General features: G+C 49.6%; 15 protein-coding genes and 1 pseudogene. 3 read left to right on the forward strand and 13 right to left on the reverse strand.

Translation table 11 applies throughout. From position 1 onward, the window contains the following. Nucleotides 1-12 precede the first annotated feature (12 nt). Together OEW58_09135 and OEW58_09140 are read left to right on the forward strand one after the other, a co-directional pair. A complete protein-coding gene (locus OEW58_09135; GenBank protein ID MDH5301511.1) occupies nucleotides 13-384 on the forward strand; it encodes a hypothetical protein in 372 nt (123 codons plus the stop codon). A 54-nt stretch (nucleotides 385-438) separates the two neighbouring features. After that, nucleotides 439-648: pseudogene (locus OEW58_09140) on the forward strand (transposase). A gap of 75 nt (nucleotides 649-723) precedes the next feature. On the opposite strand, the gene OEW58_09145 reads toward OEW58_09140, so the two are convergent. The 3 genes from OEW58_09145 to OEW58_09155 form a co-directional block, all read right to left on the reverse strand. After that, nucleotides 724-1,110: a HEAT repeat domain-containing protein gene (locus tag OEW58_09145; protein MDH5301512.1), complete on the reverse strand. Its 387-nt coding sequence runs from the start codon at nucleotides 1,108-1,110 to the stop codon at nucleotides 724-726. 215 nt (nucleotides 1,111-1,325) lie between these two features. Further along, complete coding sequence (locus OEW58_09150; protein MDH5301513.1) at nucleotides 1,326-4,166, reverse strand: PAS domain S-box protein; 2,841 nt, start codon at nucleotides 4,164-4,166, stop codon at nucleotides 1,326-1,328. A gap of 6 nt (nucleotides 4,167-4,172) precedes the next feature. After that, on the reverse strand, nucleotides 4,173-4,895 hold the full coding sequence (locus OEW58_09155) for a response regulator (GenBank protein ID MDH5301514.1): 723 nt from the start codon (nucleotides 4,893-4,895) through the stop codon (nucleotides 4,173-4,175). A gap of 385 nt (nucleotides 4,896-5,280) precedes the next feature. Here OEW58_09155 and OEW58_09160 point away from each other — a divergent pair, with 385 nt between their 5' ends. Then, nucleotides 5,281-5,751, forward strand: coding sequence for a hypothetical protein (locus tag OEW58_09160; GenBank protein ID MDH5301515.1), 471 nt, complete (start codon nucleotides 5,281-5,283; stop codon nucleotides 5,749-5,751). 44 nt (nucleotides 5,752-5,795) lie between these two features. Here the strand turns inward: OEW58_09160 and OEW58_09165 are convergent, their stop codons facing one another. From OEW58_09165 to OEW58_09210, 10 genes are all read right to left on the reverse strand, one after another. Beyond that, nucleotides 5,796-6,344, reverse strand: coding sequence for a DUF2058 domain-containing protein (locus tag OEW58_09165; GenBank protein MDH5301516.1), 549 nt, complete (start codon nucleotides 6,342-6,344; stop codon nucleotides 5,796-5,798). Between the two features lie 109 nt (nucleotides 6,345-6,453). After that, complete coding sequence (locus OEW58_09170) at nucleotides 6,454-7,248, reverse strand: delta-class carbonic anhydrase (protein ID MDH5301517.1); 795 nt, start codon at nucleotides 7,246-7,248, stop codon at nucleotides 6,454-6,456. Between the two features lie 264 nt (nucleotides 7,249-7,512). Continuing rightward, nucleotides 7,513-9,474: a sensor histidine kinase gene (locus OEW58_09175; protein MDH5301518.1), complete on the reverse strand. Its 1,962-nt coding sequence runs from the start codon at nucleotides 9,472-9,474 to the stop codon at nucleotides 7,513-7,515. A gap of 80 nt (nucleotides 9,475-9,554) precedes the next feature. After that, the gene (locus OEW58_09180; protein MDH5301519.1) at nucleotides 9,555-10,754 is read right to left on the reverse strand and encodes a cation:proton antiporter; all 1,200 of its coding nucleotides are present in this window, start codon (nucleotides 10,752-10,754) and stop codon (nucleotides 9,555-9,557) included. 145 nt (nucleotides 10,755-10,899) lie between these two features. Then, nucleotides 10,900-11,829 (reverse strand): VanZ family protein, encoded by a 930-nt coding sequence (locus tag OEW58_09185; GenBank protein MDH5301520.1) that lies wholly within the window; start codon nucleotides 11,827-11,829, stop codon nucleotides 10,900-10,902. Between the two features lie 93 nt (nucleotides 11,830-11,922). Further along, nucleotides 11,923-14,148 (reverse strand): NADP-dependent isocitrate dehydrogenase, encoded by a 2,226-nt coding sequence (locus tag OEW58_09190; GenBank protein MDH5301521.1) that lies wholly within the window; start codon nucleotides 14,146-14,148, stop codon nucleotides 11,923-11,925. Nucleotides 14,149-14,363: 215 nt separating this feature from the next. Then, complete coding sequence (locus OEW58_09195) at nucleotides 14,364-15,437, reverse strand: hypothetical protein (protein ID MDH5301522.1); 1,074 nt, start codon at nucleotides 15,435-15,437, stop codon at nucleotides 14,364-14,366. Nucleotides 15,438-15,470: 33 nt separating this feature from the next. Continuing rightward, entirely contained in the window at nucleotides 15,471-18,194 is a 2,724-nt protein-coding gene (locus tag OEW58_09200; protein MDH5301523.1) for a hypothetical protein, read from the reverse strand. A gap of 404 nt (nucleotides 18,195-18,598) precedes the next feature. After that, entirely contained in the window at nucleotides 18,599-18,823 is a 225-nt protein-coding gene (locus OEW58_09205) for a hypothetical protein (GenBank protein ID MDH5301524.1), read from the reverse strand. Nucleotides 18,824-19,169: 346 nt separating this feature from the next. Next, nucleotides 19,170-19,736, reverse strand: a complete 567-nt coding sequence (locus OEW58_09210) for a PEP-CTERM sorting domain-containing protein (protein MDH5301525.1) — start codon at nucleotides 19,734-19,736, stop codon at nucleotides 19,170-19,172. Between the last annotated feature and the right edge of the window lie 682 nt (nucleotides 19,737-20,418).

The following is a 20,418-nucleotide window of genomic DNA, read 5'->3' on the forward strand; positions in this document are numbered from 1 at the left end:
GGAGAATCTACGATGAAGAAGTCCCGATTTACCGAAAGCCAGATCATTGTCTTCCTCAATGAATCTGAAACTTGGGTATTAATTACGGAGTTTTACCGTACACACGAGACCTTTTATAACTGTCTGGAGAAGTACGGTGGAATGGATTCTTCATTAATGAAGAGCATGAAAAAACTGGAATACGTGAACCGCCGACTCAAGAAGATGCATGCCGCATTACGCCTAAAATCCCAGGTCATTCAGGAGGCTTTGAAAAAAGTGGTGATCCCATCTAAGCGCAAGGAGATGGCGCAACGTGTGCTGAAGGAAAAAGCGATGTCGATTCGGTTCGCCTGTGAAATGTTTGGCATTAGTGAAACCGAGACTGTAGATAAAACTGTGTAACTGCCTATTATTACCCTCTACTGGAAAGGATAGGCAAACAGGAACAAGAAAGAAATCGAAGCCTTGGCACGGGAAGCAGCTAAAGGCATCAAAACCGAGCAAGACCTCAATGACTTTCGGCGAATGATGACCAAGATCACCGTCGAAGCCGCCCTCAATGCCGAGATGGATGAGCATCTTGGTTATGACAGGCATGAGAAGTCCAGCTCAGATAACAGCCGTAATGGGTATGGCAGTAAGACCGTTAAAACCGAAGATGGTCAGTTCAAGTGTAGTGGTTCCGACTTAATCTAAATAAAATATAGCTACCCCGGGTGCATAACTTTCTAATCCGGATGTCTATCTCGCCACTTTTCTCTCTAGATCAGATAATGCCTGAGATGCGAAATAGCGAACGATGTAATCCTCATCATTACAAGCAACGGTCAGTGCTGATTTCGCAATTGCGGCCAGAGGTTTGACGACACCTAGTGCTGCTGCTGCGTATCGACGAACACAATCGCAATGGTCTTTTAGTGCAATAGCAAACGATTCGGCCACTTCAGGTTGACCTACACCAATTCGGCTAAGAGTACGCACTGCATAACAGCGCACTTCATCATCCCTGTCCTGCATTGCCAGCAATACAAGAGGAATTGCCAATGAGCCAGATTCTGCCAATTCATCAATGAGATGACAGAGATCTTCTGTTGTACCAAGTGCAGATAACTCACGAAACTCTTTCACGTTCAACTCCTGTAGATTCAAATTCACCACCGGCAATAGTGGCCTCACATGTGAACAAGTCTACTCATAACGTGTTTCTGTTGCGTTTCCACACCGGACACATTTGTATCAATTGTTTCAAAAAACAGCCAGACCCTCCCCCTTATTTTTACTCCCCCCAAAAAAAGCGGCCTGTTGTTACAGGCCGCTTTGTAGAGTTCTATATCGCCAATGCCTCAGGCCGAGGCCAGCTCTAACCGTTTTTCTAGCAGAGACGCCAAACAGCGCTTCACGTCGGCTGGAACAAATGGTTTTTCAATCACTGGTGCATCCATCTCAGTCAAGAAGCGAGCAATATTGGGACTCAGCGCATCACCGGTTACAAAAATAACCCGCGAAGCCATCGCCGGATATTGGGCAACAATCCTCCGATAAAGCCCCTCTCCATCCAATCCGGGCATGCGCAAGTCACTAATAATGGCATCGTAGTGATGATGAGAAATCAGGCCCAACGCAGACCAACCGTTTTCTGCATAATCGATGTGCGTCTTGTCATTGGCGAGAATATCGCCAAGCATGGAACTGATCTCCGGCTCATCATCGACAATCAACAGCCGAACATGTCCTGACGACACAACGTCCACATTCGACACTACCGGCACATCCTCATCGTAGGCAATTTCAGCAATGGGCAATGCCACCGTAAATAAGGCGCCTCCTAACGTCGAACTCCCTACGTTAATTTCACCACCATGGGCCTGGACAATACCAAGACTGATAGGCAGACCAACCCCGGTACCCACCCCCATCGGCTTGGTCGTGAAATAAGGTTCAAAAATACGGGAGCGAATCACCTCCGGCACGCCAGGGCCGCCGTCGGCCACACAAACATGAATCTGCGATCCCGCACGATGAGTACTGATCTCAAGTCGGCGGGGATAAGCTGTCTCTACAAGTGCCTGCTGCGCATTAACTATCAGATTGAGGAATACTTGATGGAGCTGATCAGCCGCAGCAGAAACCAAGGGCAAATCCGGAGTTAGCGCAACCTTCAAATCAATACCGCTGGTCTTCAACGCGTGCTGCTCAATATCAATCGCCATCATCACCAAATCATTGATCTGAACCGGGCGCTGGTCCTGATCTTTCTGACGCGCCATCGCCAAAAAGGTACGAACAATGCGAACGCACCGCTCAGCTGCCTCTCGAATTTTGGTAATCGACTTGATGTTCTGCGTCTCACTCAACTGCTCTTCGAGCATGATGGAGCGACCAACCACCACGGCAAGCGGATTATTAAGTTCGTGGGCAACATTGGCCAACAACGAGCCCATAGCATTGAGTTTTTCACTCTGGTGAAGAAGATCCCGTTGACGCCGTAACTCCTGCTCCGACTGTTTACGCTCAGTCAGGTCAACGATAAATGCGGTAATAATCAGGTCTTCACCTCGTCGAGAGGCCACAATGTTAAGCTCTACCGGAAACTCGCTGCCATCAACACGCATAGCGCTTAGTTCGACACGCTGACCAAGAATTTTTCCCTGCTGGCTCCGACAAAAGCGACTAAAACCTTGGCGATGTGCTTCACGCAGATGAGGAGGAATAATCAGATCCGTCATATTTTTGCCAAGAACGTCCTCAGCTCGATAACCAAAACATCTCTCGGCTTCTGGGTTGAATTCAATGATTTCGCAGCGCGTGTTTGCCGAAATAATGCACACAGGCGCGGCCTCGATAATGCCCGATTTCAGATGCTCGCTCTCCTCCAATTGGCGAAGGTGATGACTGGAGTTACGGAATGCACTATCGATGATCTTGGTTAGTGGCTGCCATAATTCGGGCAATTTCGGCTGTGAAAAGTCATCCTTGTCAGCAACCTTATGAATATAACCAACCAGGGAAATGGCTGGACTAATAAACAATCGGCGCAACAGCCAGAGTGCGCCCAGGAAGGAGATGATGATCAAGAACAGGGTGGCTAAGTACGGAACCAATCGCGGCAATATCTGCCAAAAGAGATCGCCATCATCCACCGCATAAACCAAGGTCCAGGGAGTGCCACTGACTGGAAGCGCCAATAGATGGTGCCCATCTAAACTCTGGAACTCACCGCCATGATCACTGAGAATGACACGAGCCTCGCTGCTATCCAGCCAAGGAACCTGTTTCGTAAGTTCGATCAGTTTCTGTGGCGCCTCCGCCTCACCACTATCGGCAATAACCTGCCCTCCCTTGCTAATGAGCCAAAGTCGACCTGCTCGCAGATTAATATGGGACACAAAGTCATTGAACACCTCGAGCAGAATATCCGTACCGATAAGTCCGATGTATTTGCCATCGACATAAACCGGTGCAACATGGGAAACCATCAACCCCTTGCCACCTGCATCGACATAAGGCTCGGACCAATGCGGCTCCCCCGTTGGATTGATAGCAGGATCACTGTTTAATGCGATTTCGTATTTGAAATAATCTTCGACAAGAGCGCTGATCGAGGAATAGTTTTGCGCCAAAACCAAATCCGTCATCTGTACCCATGGGTAGATAGCGAGCAGATTCTTGTTACTCGAAAAAAAGTAACTCCAGACCAGCTGAGGATTAGTCTGATGACCCTCGCGCATGGAGGATGTCAGGTGAAAAATTCGCTCCAGTTCCTTTTCACTACCCCCACTCTGAAAATAGTCGGGCTTCGCAAGTATTTGCGGCGTAATACTCCTAAGGTTTGGATCCTCCGACGCAGACATCGCAAAACCGCTGGGCGCACCGTTCACATTGGCAGATTTAAACAACTGCCGCTGTTGTTGCCAGTTATAGAGAACATAATCGTTCATGAACCGCTGCTTCAGACGAGCAACGTGATTTTCTGCCAGCTCGCCCGCAGTTGATGCCGAATGACCATAGATGTCCACATCGCTGGCTAGCTCCGCCAACAACTGCTGCTGAGCCTTGTTGTAGCTTTGGCTGGTCAATACCAAACAAGCCAGTAGCATCAACAGAGAACCACCAATCAAAATTTTCTGATAGCGTTTTGACAAGAGTATTAACGTGGAGTTTTCCACTTTTTCTTCGGGCAACATTGAAAATCACTCTTCGCAAACAAAAAGGTATCCGGCGTTTCTAATAGTTTTAATCACTTGGGGCTTACTAGGATCGGGCTCGATCTTTTTCCGCAACCGGGTAATGCGGATATCAATACTGCGATCAAACGGATCCCAGTCGCGATGTTGTGTGAGGTTAAGCAGGCGCTCGCGAGAGAGTGCTTTATTGGGATTTTCGGCAAACGCTTTTAGCGTGTCATATTCGCTACTGGTGATAGTGATCTCTTCGCTTTCCAACGTGGTCAGACGATGACGCTCCAGATCAAGCAAACAGAGACCAAAACGTACAATATTTTTGTCTTTGGCCTGTTTCTGAGCAACAGCAGAAGATACATCAGCTTGACCACGACGTAATACACTTTTCACTCGAGCCAGGAGCTCTCGTGGATCAAACGGTTTAACAACATAATCATCTGCGCCAATTTCAAGTCCCAGCACTTTATCCATCGTTTCACCTGCTGCAGTCAGCATGATAATACCGATGTTGTAGTGTTCTCGTAGATGCCTAGCCAGACTCAAACCATCCTCCCCCGGCATCCTCACGTCGAGTAATGCCAGATCAACAGAATGTTGACTTATGATCTCGCGCGCCTGTGCGGCACTGGCTGCACTGTGAATAACATACCCATGCCCTTGCAGATACTCCTCCAGCATCTCACGCACGCCGGATTCGTCATCAGTAATTAGTATACGTTTTGGATTGTTCATGGCCGTCAAATCACCATGGTCATTGCAGAAGACCGACCGTTTTCATTTTGTACAAAGTCCACACTTTCTCCCACCTTCCCACCGGTTTACGCTGGCAGAACCTCACCAGCCCAGAACGTTTGGCTGCCGCCATTGTAGCAAAAAACGGCTTGCCGACTTTTGATACTACAAGTTCCATTCCCAGGAAAACTGTCCTGCCAAAGCAAAAGTTTGAAGCATTTACCCAAATCCTCCCAAACACAACACCTTGAAGCCCCCCTCCGGCCGGTCCAGGCTACCCCAACCACCTCCTGCCCGATTATGTCCCGACATTTCTTGACTGTTTTGCTCCGCGCTTGGTATTGTCCCACCGAATTATTCAAGTATTACTACCAAGGACTTTCACATGAGCAGCACCTCGTTTCGCAAAGAACTGGGAGATTTCAACAGCATTGTTTGCTTTCGCTCCATTGTCACTGGTCTGGAAACCATCATGGGCAAAGATGCGGCCAGAGGTAATTTAATCCGCGCCGGGCGCCTGCGCGGCATCCAGGTCGCCAAGGATCTGGGTCTTAGCCAAACCAGCATGGACATGCAGGAGTGGGTGAAGCTGGTAGCCAATGTGTTGGGGAAAAATGGCACCCGCCTGTGCAGACTGGAGCGAATTGAAACCATCGACCAAGGGTACCGCGCCTATCTGACCGAAACCATTTGTTCTGCTGGTGAAGAAAGCGGCTCGGATCAGTTGCTGTCGTTTACTCTGGGCGCTGTTCAGGGCGCGATTGAGGAAGCCACCGGTCATCGCCTGCATGGCGTGCAGGTCGGCAGCGTGCTGCGCGGCGACGAGTATGACATCGTCGATTTTGAAATTCGTTAAATTTCGAGCAACAAAAAAGGCAGGAATCATCCTGCCTTTTTGCTTTACCACATCAGATCATCAGGGATCTGGTAGTTCGCGTAAGGATCGTCGTCCTGTTTCTCTTCGTGCTGGACAGAGTCACAATACAAAACACAGCCCTCATCTCGCTGGCGGATTTTTTCCGCAATCACTGTCGGCACCAGCTCAACACGCTGATCCAGTTTGACGATGGCCAATTGTCCCTTGGCTAGCTGCGCCTGGAAGGTGGCGGTCACGTAGACTCGATCAACTTTTCCGCCATTGTTGAAATTATAGGCCACGTCGCCGTCGCGATTTTTGATGCGATGCTGTTCGATCAGTTGGCGAATTTGCGCAGCGATGGCCCGGCGCTCGATCTCCGCCTTTTGCTGACGGTTCAATTCGCGATCCCTGGCCTCCTTTTCGGCCTGGGCCTGTTGCGCCAACAAGGCCGCCTCACTCAACTGTGGCGCTTTGTTCTTGCCTTTGTCCGCCTGCTTGCGTGACTGGTGCTTCTCGCGGCTGATCTGCTTCGCTTTGTTGGTGTCAACCAAGCCGCTTTTTTTCAGCTGATCAAATAATGAACCGGCCATGGGCACTCCTGAGTCTGTTCGTAGAAATAGGCGCTATTTTACCCCATTCCCGGGCAGAAACGAAAAAGGCCGACGTAATGTCGGCCTTTTTGCCAGTGTCTGCTAAATCTTATTTGATTTCAGACAGCAGCTTTGGATTGGTTACCAGCTTTCTTACACCGTGAGCGTGATCTTCTTTGAAGTCATTCGCTTTACACCACTCGCCAACACTGTTGATGTCGACTTTAGCGCACTGTGGGCGAACGCTCCAGGTAACCTGCAGTGGAGAGCAGGACTGCTCGGAGTACTTAGGACCAGTGGTTGAACCCAGGAACTCAACAGGCTTGCCAGTACCCGTCGGCAGAGCCTTTGGCTGGTGGTAGCCCTTAACAACGTTACCGTCGTAGTCCAGTTCGTTGAAGTTCAGTGCACTCTTGTCATTAACCAGCGTGAACACCTGAGTTTCTACACGCAGGTTGGGGTTTGCACAGCTGTCAGACAAGCAAGAACCCAGACCGGCGCCTGGTTTAACGTCACATGAAGAGTGTACCCAGTGAACTTCGATGGTGTCGCCAGGCTTCAGCTCGCCGTGCGCACCTTTACAAATGGCGTCTTTGGTAGGAGCCATTTCTTCTTTGCTCAGCTCTTTGCTGATACCGCACTGGTAACCACTTTCATAACCGTGACCGTCGCCTTCGCCAGCATAGATGGCAAATGCTTTGGATTTGTGCTCGGCATTTTTGTGGAAGTGGATGTTACACAGATTCATTTCGCTGGATTTTGGCGCAAGAGAAAAAACGCGCTTGTTTTCACCGGCAATGCTGTCGATGTCGCGAGGAGTTTGTGGACCAAAACCCACGCACGCTTCACCGCTCGCAGCGTGAGCGTCATGCCCCCCATGACCCTCCGCAGCAAATGAATTCATCGCAACCATGCCCAGTGCCAAGGCAACGCCAGTACGGGCAATACTTCCTAGTTTCATCGGGATCCCCCTAATTATTGTGTTTAAGTATCGAACCTATCCAAATTTTCTTGGTCAAACTCGTTTGATCAAAAAAATGATTCCATAATATAGAGTAACGTTTATAGCGCATCGTGTTGCGCGTGTCTAACTGTTATTACGATTTTATAAAGGCAAATTGACAAGCTAAAACTAATGCTTAACCACACTAGTGACATAAACTCGACGCTACCTACCCGAACTCAATTTTGGTACGGTAAACCAAAACAGGGTTCCTTCCGTTGGAGCACTTTCGACACCAATTTGCCCGCCATTCATGTGGACAAATTCGCTGCAAAGTATTAATCCCAGCCCCGTGCCGACCTCGTTTTCAGTTCCAGGTAGCGACACCGGCTTGGTGTCTGCTCTAAACAGCGATTGCTGCACCGCCGGTGATATCCCGACACCACTGTCCTTTACCTGGATACGCCAATGGTCCTCCTGCTCATTGATCGTCACGCATATATCGCCCCCAGCAAACGAATATTTAATCGCATTCCCTAATAGATTGCGTATAACCAAACTGATCATTTTTCGATCAGCATATACATTGGCAGATAACACCCCATCCCGGGTCAACGTTATACCCTTGGCCGCTGCTTGCGAACCCAAAAAGCCAAACACCTCCGTCACAATTTCCGTCACATCAAACCACTGAGGCTGACAACGAAGATCGCCACGCTGCGTTCGTGCCCACATAAACAGCTGATCTAAAAAGTCTGAAGTAGTCCGCACCGTAGTACGTACGGTTTCCAGAGTGTCATCGGTCATGTCCTTGCTGGAAATGACCAAGGTGGAAAACAAGGTGTTTAAGCCCCCAATGGGGCCTTTCAAATCATGGCCGACAATCGATAAAAATTTGTCCTTGGTGGCATTGGCCTGCTTCAATTCGATCGTACGCAACTGAACCTGTTGTTCAAGATCCTCCGCATACCGCGAAGTCGTTTCCAGCAATTTGTTTTTTGCGCTTTCCGCCTCAACGCGCGCAATGCGCAAACGATCCGCCAAGGCAAGCGACAGCAGCACTGCATCCACCAGCATGCCAAAATCAACCGCGTGATAAGTGAAAAACGTAAATGGTATGAAGCCTAATACCGTCAATGCCGTCACAAATGAACCGATAAATCCCGCCAGGGCGGCGGTAAGAAAATACCGCGCGGCGGCATTTCCCTGAAACAGCGAAATCCATCCCAGCACCAACGCTGTCGGCGTATACAACACCACCCAAATGATGGAGGTTTGTACCTGTAAGCTGTACCCACCCACCATAGGCGTGAGTAAAAACGATAGTACCGCCAACACGGCAATGATTTTAACGGCACGAAATCCCTGTGGCATTTTTTCCCGCAGTTGCAAAAACTGCGTACAAAAATACAAACCTGAAAAAACAAAAATATAAATAAAAATAGCGTGCGCCCAATTACCCCAAACAGGCGAATCAGGCCATAGCAGCGCGTAGGTGTAACCGTTGTAGGTGGAATGCATGACCAGAAAGCTAAACAGATAGCCTGAATACGCCGCGTAGACACTTTCCCGTACAGAAAAAAACAGCACCAGGTTATACAGCAGCAAAGCCGCAATTGCGCCATACACCACGCCGATGTACAGGCGCTGATCCGCATCTGCCGCGTGAAATGCGCCAGGCTCCCACAGCTCAAGATTAACCACGTAGGGGTCCACCGTCTGAGTACGGATGATCAGCCTGCTCGTCCCCGATGGAATATCCAGTTGAAAATTAATTTTATGGTGCGAAATGGCTCGAGATGAAAACGGGAGCGTATCCCCCCCGTGTATCTGTATCAGTTTGCCCAACGGTGACTGGTAGTAGATCGAGACCTTGTCCAGCCAGGTCGGATCAACCACCAACAAACGGCGCAGCACATGCGGTTGCGGATTATGCAGTAAAACACCAAACCAGTGAGCGGCATCGCTAAATCCAAAATTCGCCGTCGACTGTTTCAACTCAGCTCGTGAAGCGAACTCGGACACAACATCGGCTGCAGTCAGATTCTGGGTTTTGTCCTCCAGCATCCATGCCTTGGGCAATACATCGACAAAATCCCCCGAAACATCAACAATCGATTCAGCGGATGCGGCAATGGAGAACACAAACAAACCAACACACAGCGCGGCACGCGCACACCACCTCAAATCAATTCACTCCTTTGTTTTGATCACCCACTCAGATCTGCGCCCGATTCTTTGCCACGCACAACATCTATGCCCTTGGTCTAGGGAGCCCCGTACTTTGCGTAAGCCCACTTCATGACCAATGGTGGCAACAAGGTGGTCAATGCAATCACAATGACCATGCCTGTGTAGATTTCGTTGTTAAAAATTCCGCCTGCCCGTCCCAACTCAGCAAAAATCAAACCGACTTCACCCCGTGGCACCATGGCCATCCCCACAAAACCACGCATTTTCCAGGAATCCTGGATAAACAAGGTCCCCATCAACTTACCCAATACTGCTACCCCAAAAAACAGCACGGCAAAACTCCAGATGAATGGCGAAGACCAATCAATTTCCCGAAAATTAAGCGACAAACCAATCGTGACAAAAAAGATCGGTGTAAACAGATGGATGATCGGCTTCATCTGGGTTTCAATACGATGGGCAAACTCTTCTGAATTCCGCAGCGCCATACCAAAGGGCAGGAAAAACCGGCGCGAAAGCGCCAATCCAGCGGCAAAGCCGCCCAGCAGTTCAGGCGCACCTATCGCATGTGCCAGCCAGGCGAAAAAAAGCACCAACGACACCATGGTAGTGGGAATCAAGCCGGGAATTGTGCTTACCGCATCGACCCGACGAATCAAATGCGACATTAACTTGGCCGCCACCGGTGCCAAGATGAAGAAAGCCCCCACAAACAGCATGACCTTACCAACACTGCCAAGGCTCACACCACCATCCACCGAGAATTCGTACAAAATAGCGAGCAAAATCACACCCAGCACGTCGTCGATCACTGCCGCGCCGAGCACGACTTGACCCTCAGTCTCTTGCTGACGTTTTAAATCGCTCAACACCCGAATAGTAATGCCGATACTGGTCGCCGTAAGCGTGCCGCCAATAAACAAAGACACCAACAACGACAATTCGAACAGCCAGAAACTAAGCGAAAATCCCAGCACAAACGGCGCAACAAAACCGCCAAAGGCCACAATCACCGCCTTGCGTCCAGCATGAGCCAAACGTCGAACATCGGTTTCCAGGCCCACTTCGAACAGCAACAAGATAATGCCGATTTCCGCCAGCAACTTGATGACCTGATCCGGTTCCAGCCAGCCAAACAAGCTGGGCCCCAAAGCCACACCGGCGAGCAATTCGCCAATTACCGACGGCGATTTCATCCGCACGGCGATTTCAGCGAAAATCCGCGCGGTAATCAAAATAGTCAGAAGATGAAGAAAAAAGGTATGCGTTTCCATATGCTCCCCTACTCGACTCACGTTTCCAGGGTTGAACCAATGGTTACATCCAGCGCAACATACAGCTTTAGCATACCCAAGGAGGCGGAACAAAAATAGCTAATTCCCCCCCATTTCAGCAGTAAACACTGTCTGCTATGGCAGGCTATTGCAAATAAACATTATCAATGTAGAGCTGCAGTGCGGACTGCTCGGGCGAAACGAAAAAATAAAGATAACGAACCGCTGTCCAATCAAACGTCCTGCTTTGCACCCGCTGATCCAACTCCGCCATATCCATGGAAATATCATTCCAGCCCGGTTGCAGTTTCAGCCCTATATTCACCCGCTGCGCATACTCCGGCGAGCGCCGCTGATCATCAATGCGCATCCCAATTCCAGCCGACTGAGCACCGGCAAGGTAAATGGAAAAATTCAGCCGCTGATACGCAGACCAATCACGGTCACCGGCTTCATAGCGTACGCCACTCCAAACCTTGGGCAGGGTTTGCAGCAACAGTGAATAACTGCCGTGCCTGGATTGATCAGCCGATTGGATAGCAATCGCTCGTTGATCTCCCTGCCGCCCATAGGCCCGCCACAAATGCAGATCCAGCGAGCTTTCAAAATCTCCCAGTATCGGTGCCTGCTGCCAGCGCCAAACCAACGAATACACTCCCTGCAATGCCGACCAGCCCGGCACAATGACCACGACCAACAGCATCACAACAAGAGCCGCACGTTGTCCCCCACGAACTCGAGTGGACCACGCTTGCCACAACCACCAAACACCCACACCCAGCAAACCAAATTGCACATCAACCCAACTTGCAGTGCGTCCAACCATGGGCTGTATTATTTCAACCGCAAAAATAATCAGAACACAAATCAGCGGCACAAAACGCTTTGCATGCGTCACATGAAATCGGCACAACAAGGCATAACAGGAAAACGACAGGATAAAAAATGCAAAAAGATGCGCGTAATCCTGCAGATCATGCCAAACCTGGCTATCAGCACGCTCGGCAAACGGCCAGAAAAACCCGACCACCAACACCAGCGGCCACCAGAAGTACCATCGCATTATCAGCGTCATTCCATTCACCCTGATCACCTGCCAACACATCTCGCATAAAAAAGGCCCGGCGAAATACATCGCCAGGCCCCGTCGATTTTTAGCTCACCGGATTTAGATGGTGGCGATAATCTTGTTCAGTGTGGCGCTGGGACGCATTACTGCCGTCACCTTGGCAAATTCCGGCTGGTAATAACCGCCAATATCTACCGCTTTACCTTGCGCACCATTGAGTTCCGCGACAATCTTTGCTTCGTCGCGACTCATGGCATCCGCCACCGGTTTGAACTTCGCCTGCAATGCCGCATCATCGGTTTGTGCTGCCAGTGCCTGCGCCCAATACAGCGCCAGATAAAAATGACTGCCGCGATTATCCAGTTCACCCACTGAGCGCGATGGTGATTTGTTTGCGTCCAGGAAACGACCATTGGCCACATCCAGCGTGTCCGCCAGCACTTTCGCCTTGCTGCTGTGGAAGGTCACAGCCAAATGCTCCAGTGAAGCAGCAAGTGCCAAAAACTCACCCAACGAATCCCAGCGCAAATGATTTTCTTCCAGCAACTGCTGAACATGCTTGGGCGCAGAGCCGCCCGCTCCGGTTTCAAACAAACCACCGCCGTTCATCAGCGGCACAATGGACAACATTTTCGCCGACGTACCCAATTCCAAAATCGGGAACAAGTCGGTCAAATAATCACGCAGCACATTGCCGGTAACCGAGATAACATCCTTGCCCTGTTTGATTTGGGTCAGCGTATGGCGCGTCGCTTCGCGTGGATTCATGATGCGAATGTCCAATCCGGACACATCATGATCCTGCAGATAGGTTTTTACTTTTTTGATCAGTTGCACGTCGTGGGCACGTTTTTCATCCAGCCAGAAAATCGCCGGCGTATGGCTCAAACGCGCGCGGGTCACGGCCAGCTTGACCCAATCGCGGATAGGCGCATCTTTCACCTGACACATGCGGAAAATATCGCCAGCCTCGACCGATTGCACCATCAGCACCTGGTCGTTGGCATCAATCACCTGCACCACGCCGCTAGCAGACAACTGGAACGTCTTGTCGTGCGAGCCGTATTCTTCGGCCTGCTGCGCCATCAATCCCACATTGGGAACCGTCCCCATGGTGGTTGGATCAAACGCGCCGTGAGTTCGGCAAAAATCAATCGTCTCCTGATAAACGCCGGCATAGCAACGATCAGGAATCACCGCCAACGTATCCTGGCGCTTGCCCTGGCTGTCCCACATTTTGCCCGAGTCACGAATCATTGCCGGCATGGATGCATCAATGATCACATCGCTTGGTACGTGCAGATTGGTAATTCCCTTGCCAGAATCAACCATCGCGATGCTCGCTTTGGCGGCAATAATTTGCTGAACATCATTTTCAATGGACTGCTGTTCCGCTGCAGAAAGCGTTTTGATCTTGGCAAACACATCACCCAGACCGTTGTTCGGATTCACACCGAGTTTCGCAAACGTTGCCGCGTGTTTTGCAAACAACTCCTCAAAAAATACCGAGACTGCCGCACCAAAAATAATGGGGTCCGAAACTTTCATCATCGTTGCCTTCATGTGCAACGAGAACAACACACCCTGTTGCTTGGCATCTTTAATAGCCGATGCCAAAAACGTTTTCAGCGCGCTCATACTCATTACCGAGCAATCAATCACCTCACCGGCCTGCAGCTTGGCAGCGGATTTGAGCGAAGTCACCGCTCCGTCTTTGCCAACAAACTGGATGCGATATTCCGTCGCTGATGACAGGGTCACGGATTTTTCCGAACCATAAAAATCACCACTGTGCATATGGGCAACATTGGTTTTGGAAGTATTGCTCCACGCCCCCATGGAATGCGGGTGTTTTTTCGCGTAATTTTTCACCGACAGCGACGCACGACGATCCGAGTTTCCTTCACGCAGCACAGGATTAACCGCACTGCCGAGCACTTTGCCGTAGGCGGCCTTGATCGCCTTTTCTTCATCCGTCACCGGGTTGGCTGGATAATCCGGCAAGGCATAGCCCTGGGCCTGCAATTCCTTGATGGCCGCATTGAGCTGGGGCAACGAGGCGCTAATGTTTGGTAGTTTGATGATATTGGCTTCGGGCAATGTCGCCAATTTCCCCAGCTCGGCAAGCGCATTGCTGGCGCGCTGCTTCTCCGGAAGATACGGAGACAAATTCGCGATAATCCGTCCAGCAAGAGAAATATCCCGGGTCTCCATAACCACATCCGCCGCCCCCACAAATGCCTGCACAATAGGCAAAAACGAATAAGTCGCCAGCGCTGGCGCTTCGTCCGTGAGTGTGTAAATAATCTTTGCTTTGTCGGTCATAGAATATCCTGTCATTTTTAGCTATCGGGACTCCACATCGGGCTGTGGCGCGATGACGTGTTGGCTATTCTACCTCAGAAGGGTGGGAACTTCTAAAGTCTTGCCTGCTCACAAATCATACAAATCGTCCCCCCCCCCCCTTAAGGTGCCGTCCAAAAATAAAGGTTGGGGGCGTTAACGCCCCCAACCCTATTTGTCCAACCCACAACATCGCCTCAACCAGGCCCCTCATCGTCCTCATCCTCATCATCGTCCCTCCTGGCATCAAAGGCTGTTTCAGCCAGAAAGCCGGTGTAATCCGTACTGCGACGCCCTTGCCGATTGGGGAAACGATCCCGTTCGTGGTTGTACAAAATTTCCAGACTCATTTTGTAGCGGTTGAATGCCTGCTGGTAGCGCTCCGCATCCGGAAACAGTGTATTGATATAGTCGATGGCCAATGACACCGGCAGACCAACCAACGAGCTGGCAATCGCCACCGCCGCGCCACCCTTCAAATCACCGCCTGAGCTCATCGCCAGATAGAATCCCGCAAACGTTCCGATGATGCCCACAAGAATGATCATGAACGGCACACGATTGAGCACGGCAATAACACTTTCCATGCTGAAAATTTTAAAGACAGTACCGTAGTACGGGTTATTGTCCAACGCGATGTGGGCAATGATTTCGTATTCCGGCGCTTGCGTGTAATCATTGTCGGAGACTTCATTGACCGTAAGTTCGATCATGTTTTGCACGCCGTCCTGGATACTGAACAACCGCTCAAAAAACGATCCCTTCTCCGGCTTCTCCGCAATTTTCTTCTCAACTAAAATATTTTCAGTTTCGCGAATAATCTTGCTGGCACGGCCTTCAAGTTCCTTGGCCTCAATCTTCAATCGTTCAGCTTCCTTGATCCTCGCCCGCAAAACCGGCATATAGGCACTGTCCTTGGTATACATGGACACCGGAACTTTCATCGCGATCTTGGCTACTTTTGGATCAAAGTTAGCCGACATGGCAATTTCTGCCTGCTCCCTGAAGCTGTTGGCAAACGTTATCTTTCTCAGACTTTTCTGGGATTTTTTCTTGTATTCAAATACCGAATAATAAAATGCCAGGCAGAACTTATTGAGCGCACTGATTTTGTAATGCACCCCAAACTTGAAAATCGTAAAGATGACAAACAACGCCAGTATGCCGACGACAAAGACATTACCGATCATCTCGTTAGTTAGCGCGATGCCGCTTGCGTAAAATCCGCCAAGCACCAACGACACTATCGATAACAAAAATAGATATATCATATCAACCTCGCTAACCAGCTAGATGCTGCCCACCTACTGTTCCATGTTCATCTGGAACTGCAGCACCGCTGCCTGCTCCTGACTGCAATCATATTCCACACAATCTGCTTTCTTCCCCACCAGATTTGCTGGCACCGGTTTCGCGTTCAAGAAACCCTGCGCAGACACACCCATGCTGGCTTTAAGCTCTTCGCGATACGCAAAGTCCTTCATTGATGGATCATTGAAAATAAAGTTGTACATCGCCATTGCCCGCTCGTTACTCAGCTTGACGTTAAATTTTCGCGCATCTTCGGTATGAGCAGACTTGTCATTTATGTCAATGTAGCGGCCTTTGTAAATGGGAGAGGTCAATCCGGTTATTTTCAATACACCAACCTGCTTGGCGGCCTCTTTGTTGCTATAAATACTCTTGGCATATTTTGGAATCATCACCCTCAAGACAGCTTTCATCTCGTCGGTTAGCTCACTGGTTCCCAATTTGAAATAGGATTCCTGAAAGTGCATTTTCACCTGCCCCGTGCGGCTATCAATTTCGACGGATGAACTATTAAATCCCTTAAAGTTATCCTTCAGCTGGGTAACAATTTTTTCCTTGGCTTCTTTGGCTTTGAGGAAATCATCAAGCTCGCCTTTGAGCTTGTCCGACTTCGCTTTTTCGTCTCCCAGTTTTTGCTGGAACTTTTCATTCGCAGTCGCCAATGCCTGCTGCTTCTCACTTTCCAGCTTAGACTTGTTCTTGGCCAGATTTTCAGCAAAGGCCAATTGCGCATCACGCAGTTCTTTTTCAACCTCGGCTTGCATATCGCGCAAAGCCTTCGCATGATCTTGGCGAGCCCGGTCAAGGGCAGTTTTCTTGGCTGCGGTAGCTTCGGCTTGTTTGGACTGCAAAGCCTGCTCATACTCGCGCTGCGCTTCAGCCAGTGTTTCTTTGGTTTGCTGACTCAGCGCTTCCTTCTGCGCACGCAGCGCCTGCGAATACGAAGCCTGGGCCTTGGCTAGCTCGGCTTTGGTTTTATTTGATAACTCTGTTTGTTTTGACGTCAATGCGTCTTCATAGGCGGCCTGAGCCTGCTCAAGCTCTGTACGCCGCTGGGACTCCAGTGCAGCTCGCTGCGCAGCCAAAGCGTTCATGTGTTGTTGCTTGGCCTGCTCCAGCTCTTTTTGCTTGCTCGCCGTCATTTCATTTTGCTTGGTCTTCAACGCATCTTCATATTCTGTTTGCGCTTTCGCCAGCTGCTTTTGAGTTTCATCCAGGATGCGTTGCTTTTGCGATTCAAGTGCCTGCTTCTGAGCCAGAATAGCCTGGTTATGAGCTTGCTGGGCTTTAGCCAATTCCTGCTTTGCCTGGCTGGCTAGCTTGCTTTGATTGCTTGCCAGTGCCTTCTCATATTCCGATTTGGCCTGCTGCAGCTCTTTGCGTTTTTTCTCTTCAATTTCATTTCGCTGCGCAACCAGCGCGTTCTCACGCTCCTGCGCCACTCGATCCAGGGCTTGCTGCTTTTCCTCTTCCAGGCGACGCTGCTGATCTTGAATCTTCTGCTCTGACTCGATTTTCAATTGCTGCAGTGCAAGTTGTTTTTCCGAATCCAACGCACTTTTTTGCGAGGCCAGCGCCACTTCGTAGGCTTGCTTGGCCTGTTTGACTGCGTCCTGTTTTGCCTGAATCAAGCTTTTTTCATTTTTCTTCAATGATTCCTGATATTCCTGCTCCGCCGTCAGCAACTGTTGGCGACGCTGCTCCTCCATTGCATTTTTCTGTTCGATTAATGACTTTGAGTATTCCCGCTGCGCCGTTTCTAGCGCCTGGCGCTTCTCGTCTGCCAGCGATGATTGCTGCTTGCTGAGGGCATCAACGTAGTCTTTTTGGGCCTGCTCAAGCTCTATTTTGCGCTGAGACTCCATAGCCGTGCGCTGTGCCAGTAACGCCTGACTGTATTCTGTATTGGCCTGCTGCAGTGCTTGTTCTTTTTCCTTATAAAGACTGGATGTTTTTGACTTGATTGCCTCGTCAAACTCAACCTTGGCCTTTTCAAGTTCCCGCAGCTTCTGCGCCTCCATCACCGTCTTCTGGTTGGTAAGAGCCACGGCATAATCCTGCTCGAGCTGGGCGATTTCCTGTTTCTTTTGATTGGCCAACTCGGTTTCTTGCGCCGTCAGCGCCAGATCAAGCTGCTCCATGGCCAGCTTTAGCTCCTTGCGCTTCTGATTTTCAAGCCGTGTGTGCTGTTCAACCAACTGCTGGTTATACCGCTCAGTGGCATTCGCCAATTCCCGCTGTTTTTGTTCTTCAAAAACCTTTTCCCGTTCAGCGATGGTCTGCTCGTACTCTTTCTTGGCTTCATCTAAATCTTGCTGGCGTTTCTGTTCCAATTCCTTCTGTTTTTGCTCATGCTTGTCTTCAATATCAACCACCAGGTTTTCGTACTCATTGGTGACCTTGGATTGTTCCGTTGCCAGCATTTGGGCAAACTTCGCCAACAGCTGTTTGGCCTGTTCCTCCTGGCGTTGTTTTATGGCCTCCATGGTGATGTTAGATGCCTTGGCCCGCTCAATTCGTCTTTCCGATTCCTCCCGTTCAAATTCAACCTTGGCTTCGTATTGCTGAATTTTTTCGCTGGTTTCCTGTTGAACCGTCACAATTTCTTCATGGGAATAGAGCATAAATACCAATGCCAAAACCGCGAACAGGTCGATCATTGGCACCAACGCTTCCGCAGTTTGTGATTTTTGTTCGGTTTTGGCTTCAGAAAGCATAACTATGTCACTGTGGTAGAAGTAACGCTCTTTTGTGAGTAAACGACCAAGAAGGGGGGGGAGACCTGTCACTCAGGATCATCAGCAAAATACCCTTGCCTTCCCTGTAGTTAGCGACTGCTATTTGGAAAAACTTTGCGCTTTTTTGAACACAGTCTATGTGACAAACGTCTATTTTTTAGGCGGAACTTAGCAGAACAGCCCGCATCTCGAAGAAAGGGGAAAAAAAGTGACTACAGAAATTTCAAGTGGGCGGAACAGTATCCAGCTGCCAAACATGCTACATCTTTCCAGATGATCTTAGCATCAGCCGCTGGTAGCTAACTCCACAAAAGGACAACTGACAAAAAGCAAAAAGGCCGGCAGGGAAACCCCACCAGCCTTTTTTGTGTAACGCTAAACTCTTAGTGAGCAGCAGCAGGAGCAGCAGCGTCAGCAGGAGCAGCTTCAGCAGCTGCGTCAACTGGAGCAGCTTCTTCAACTGGAGCAACGTCAGTAGCTACTGCTTCAGCAGCAGGAGCAGTAGTTTCAGCAACTGGAGCTGCTGCTTCAGAAGCAGCTTCTTCAGACTTGGAGCAACCAGCCAACAGAGCAACCAGAACGATCATACCAGCAATAGAAATACGCATGTTTATTACCTCAAAAGTAAAATAAAAAGTAAGTATTACAAAACCTTTGCTCTAATTTTTAGGAGGGACCAGAGCGAGGCATATATTATGCTGTTTTTTGAAAAAAGCCATAGCCTATTCATCAGACAGGCATAAATATTTTTTTTCGTCCCCGAATGGAAATTGGAATCAGTTTATGTTATCGGGGATGGCAAATCAAGTCGACTGCGTGTTTTATAGCCAAATTCGCCAAATTCATTGCGTGATTCTAGTCATCGACGCACAAAAAAACCCCGGTATCGCTACCGAGGTTTCCTGCTGGTTACGGCCCAAAGCCTGCTGTACGCAAGCCTAGCGCGTAGAGCGCTTACGCCTTACGACGACGCGCTACAACCAGACCGAACAGACCTACACCCAACAGTGCCAGCACGCCAGGAGCGGGAACTTCACGCTCGCCAACCACGCCCCACAGTTTGATGTTGGACAGACCGCCGCCGCCACTCTTCTGCAGCTTAGCCAAATCCCAAGTACCTGAAGTACTGTCGTCCTTCAGCAACCAAACCCAATAGTCTGGATCGCCACCACCTTGACCAACGTGCATGCTGATAGCACCCTTGGTGAAGTGATTCCAGAAGCTAGGATCAATCGCCCAAGTACCGCTCGCAGGAATGCTGCCCCAGTTGTTACCAGTAGCAGTGAAGTAGCCATTAGTACCGTTACCGGTCAACTCACCCGCTTTGGTCCAGGTATCACCGTAGATGCTACCAACTAGAGAAGCATCTGGATTAGCACTTGAACCGTAGGCACACTGCGCAGCATCAACCAAAGTTGCTATGCGGTCAGGTGCACCACAGGTATTGCCAGCAACAGGATTTGCCATCACAACGCCTGAAGCAGTCATGGCCAGAGCCACTACAACTGCCTTAGAAATCATGCTCGTTTTCATATATTTCAGAGTCCTTCAACATTGCGGGACCACCCCGCCTGTTCGATAGATAGCAGGAACCGGGCCACTTTTTTTATTTGTTTATTTTCAAACAGTTACACTTCAACACCAAATGATAGAAACCCATCCATGTAAAATTTCCTGACAACATTATCCTTGACAGGCATCGCAGCGGTAGTAACCATTAGCACACGCTACAACTGTTGGCTTATTGAGACATTATTATAGATTTCAATAAGCTAGCCGTTTTTTCGCCAACGCCCAACGGATGTGCTGTTGCACAGAAAGGCTCAGTAAAGAACAGCGACACGGAGAAGTCTCATGATAAACAATATGTTATAAAAACAGGCCGCCAACAAAAAGCCCGCCTCTGGATTCACTGCCAGCAATCTAGCCAGCAACGAACCGGTAATAGTAGGTTGGTAGAATCACTCTAGTACCAGTCGTTTTTTCGCCGTAAACTTGGCTGGCTCTGCATAACCGATCGACGGAGTCAGTCTGTATTAGTTATGTAATTAAATTGCCTATCTCCCCACTGATAAACTGTAGTGGTCTAATAAAACCGGACACCATTTTAGGTGGTAAAATTGCCACCCTGAACGAGGTGTTCCATGAAAAAACAGCGTCGAACCTTTACGACAGAATTTAAGCATGATGCCGCTGCCCTGGT

Source organism: Gammaproteobacteria bacterium (assembly GCA_029884425.1).
Classification (GTDB): Bacteria; Pseudomonadota; Gammaproteobacteria; order S012-40; family S012-40; genus JAOUHV01.